Raw genomic sequence first — 3008 nt, forward strand, 5'->3', positions numbered from 1 at the left:
TTCCGGCCACTCCGTCACCTGCGGCCGCGCTGCATGAACGCCACGGCAATGATCACGAACCCCTGCACGGCAGCATTCAGGTACACGCTGATGATGCTGGTGAGGTTGAGGATGTTGCTGATGACCGAGAGCAGGATGGCACCCACCACCGTGCCGGTGATGCTGCCCGCCCCGCCCTTGAGCACCGTGCCGCCCACGATGACGGCGGCAATCGCCTCCAGCTCCCACAGCAAACCCGTGGTGGGCGATGCAGAGCCCAGGCGCGGCACATACAGCAGCGTGGCAATGCCCACGCACACCCCGAGCAGCATGTACGTGAGGATCTTGATCTTGTGCACATCCACCGCCGCGTACTGCGCCACCTGCTCGTTGGAACCGATGGCCTGCACATAACGGCCATAGGCCGTGCGGTTCAGGATCACGCCGCCGATGACGGCCACCAGCAGGAAGACCCACACCGGAATCGGCACGCCCAGCAGGTTGGCGTAATACACCGGGCTGTAGATGTCCGAAAGATCGTTCTCCAGCGTGATGGCACCGCCGTTAGAAAAATACGTGAGGTACGCACGGAAGATGCCCAGCGTGCCTAGCGTGACGATGAAAGGCTCGATGCGCCCCTTGGTGATGAGCAGGCCATGCACCAGCCCGAACACCGCGCCCAGCACCACCGCCAGCAGCATGCCTACCACCACAGCCGCCACAGGCGAGCCCAGCACGGGCGCCATCGCGTTCATGAACAGGATGACCGAGCCCGCGATCAGCGCCGCCATCGACCCCACCGACAAATCGATGCCGCCCGAGATGATCACAAAGCACATGCCCACCGCGATGATGCCGATGAAGGCCGTGCGCGTGAGCACGTTCATCACGTTGTCGTAGGTGGCGAAGTTGCTGTTGAGCAGCGTGCCGGCAATGCACAGCAGCACCAGCCCGATGACCGGGCCCAGGCCGTGCAGCTTGCCCCACCAGGCGCTGGCACCTGTGGCGGCCGCAGCGGCATGGCGGCTGCCGCCTGCCTGCGGGGCTGCGGCGTTTTCCGCCGGTACGTTAACGGGTACCTGTGGCATGGGCGATCAACTCCTCTTCGGTCAAATTGGGTTCTTGCAGCGTGGTCTGCAGCCGCCCGGCGCGCATCACCGCCACGCGGTGGCACAGGCCGATCAACTCCATCAGTTCGGACGAGATCACCACAACAGCCAGCCCCTGCTCTGCCAGGCGCTGCACCAGGTGATAAATCTCGCGCTTGGCGCCCACGTCCACGCCGCGCGTGGGCTCGTCCAGCACCACCACGCTGGGGCCGGGGTGCAGCACCTTGGCCAGCGCCAGCTTTTGCTGGTTGCCGCCCGACAGCGATGACGCGCGCACCTCCAGCGACCCGGTGCGGATGCCGAACTCCTGCACCGCATCGCGCAGTGCGGCCTGCTCGGCTGTGGGGTTCAGCCAGGGCTTGGCATAGCGCTCCAGCGCCATCAGCGTCAGGTTGGGCCGCAGGGCAAAGTGGACGTGCAGGCCCTTGCCCTTGCGGTCTTCGCTCAGGTACGTGAGGCCATGGCGTGCCGCATCGCGCGGGGTTTTCAAATTCACCGGTTTGCCCGCCAGCTCCACGGTGCCAGCCGAGCGCGGGCGCAGGCCCAGCAGGCCCTCGAACAGCTCGGTGCGCCCAGCGCCCACCAGCCCGGCAAAGCCCAAGATCTCGCCGCGCCGGACTTCAAAGCTCACGTCCTCCGCCCAGCCAGGCACCGTCAAACCACGCACCTTGATGATGGGCTCGCCCGCCGGTGCAGGCAGCTTGGGCGGGAACAAATCCGCCAGCTCGCGGCCCACCATCAGGTTGGCCATCTGCCGCCGCGTCACGCTGGCCGTGGGCTCGCGCGCCACCAGCAGGCCGTCGCGCATCACCACCACCTCGTCGGTGGTGCGCTCCACCTCGTCGAGCTTGTGCGATATGTAGATGATGGTCACGCCCGCGGCCTTGAGCCCCGCCATCAGCGCAAACAGGCGCTCCGTCTCGCCCGGGGTCAGCGTGGCGGTGGGCTCGTCCATGATGAGCAGGCGCGCATTGCGGGCCAGCGCGCGGGCAATCTCCACCAGCTGCTTTTCGGCCACGATGAGCTTGCGCACCCGTGTGTCCGGGTCCAGCGGCAGGCCCACTTGCGCCAATGCTGCGCGCGTCTTCTCGCGCATCGCCTTGTCATCAAGAAAGGGGCCGCGCTTGATCTCATGGCCCAGGAAGATGTTCTGCGCAATCGTCAGGTCGTCCGCCAAGTTGAACTCCTGGTGGATCAGCACAATGCCCTGCGCCTCGGCCGCGCGCGATCCGCCACCGGGTGCGCGCACCGCGCCGTCCACCACCACCTCGCCGGTGGTGGGGCTCTCGTACCCCGCCAGAATCTTCATCAGCGTGGACTTGCCCGCGCCGTTCTCGCCCAGCAGGCCATACACACGGCCCGGCTGCAGCGCAAAACCCACGCCGTGCAGCACGCGCACGGGGCCAAACTCTTTGGTGACGTTGCGGAACTCGACGGCGACGCTCATCGCACAGCCCCCACGCCCGCACCGACGCCCGCCGCCGCACCCGCGCGCGACAGGCTCTCCTGCATGGCCAGCACGCCCGCGCCCACCACACCGGCATCGTCGGCCAGCGGCGCGTACTGAATCTCCAGGTGCCGCGTAGACAGCGCCAGCGACCGGTGGTACACGCTCTGCCGCACCGACGCAAGGAACAGCGGCCCCATGTCCGTCACCCGCCCGGCAATGAATACATGCGATGGGTTGAAGAAGTTGACGATGGACGCCAGCATCTGCCCCACCAGGCTGCCCGCGCGCTGGATGATGGCGTTGGCCGCCACATCGCCCGTGCGGCTGGCCTGGGCCACGTCTTCAATGGTCAGCGTGCCCGTGCTTTGCAGCCGCTCGGCCAGCAGCGCGCTTTCGCCGCGCTGCGCGGCCTCGATGGCCATGCGCGCCATGGCGGGCGCTGCGGCCATCGCCTCCACACAGCCCTGGTT

At 67.2% G+C, this 3008-nt stretch carries 3 protein-coding genes; all 3 read right to left on the reverse strand.

The genetic code is table 11. The annotated features are described in order from the left end of the window. Window positions 1-14: 14 nt before the first annotated feature. Window positions 15-1067 carry an ABC transporter permease gene (locus DBR23_RS25205; RefSeq protein WP_199227799.1) on the reverse strand — a complete coding sequence of 351 codons (1053 nt, stop codon included), beginning with the start codon at window positions 1065-1067 and terminating at the stop codon, window positions 15-17. Continuing rightward, window positions 1048-2535, reverse strand: a complete 1488-nt coding sequence (locus DBR23_RS25210) for a sugar ABC transporter ATP-binding protein (protein ID WP_108499938.1) — start codon at window positions 2533-2535, stop codon at window positions 1048-1050. Before DBR23_RS25210 ends, DBR23_RS25205 begins: the two co-directional genes overlap by 20 nt. Next, a partial coding sequence (locus tag DBR23_RS31735; protein WP_233250736.1) for an ROK family protein occupies window positions 2532-3008 on the reverse strand: 477 nt, incomplete at its 5' end. The genes DBR23_RS25210 and DBR23_RS31735, both read right to left, overlap by 4 nt.

The organism is Acidovorax sp. HMWF018 (assembly GCF_003061035.1).
In the GTDB taxonomy this organism is placed as follows: Bacteria; Pseudomonadota; Gammaproteobacteria; order Burkholderiales; family Burkholderiaceae_C; genus Acidovorax; species Acidovorax delafieldii.

Excerpts from the sequence above, each read along its gene's own strand:
- DBR23_RS25205 (WP_199227799.1), bottom strand. The coding sequence starts at position 1,067 with ATGCCACAGGTACCCGTTAACGTACCGGCGGAAAACGCCGCAGCCCCG.
- DBR23_RS25210 (WP_108499938.1), bottom strand. The coding sequence starts at position 2,535 with ATGAGCGTCGCCGTCGAGTTCCGCAACGTCACCAAAGAGTTTGGCCCC.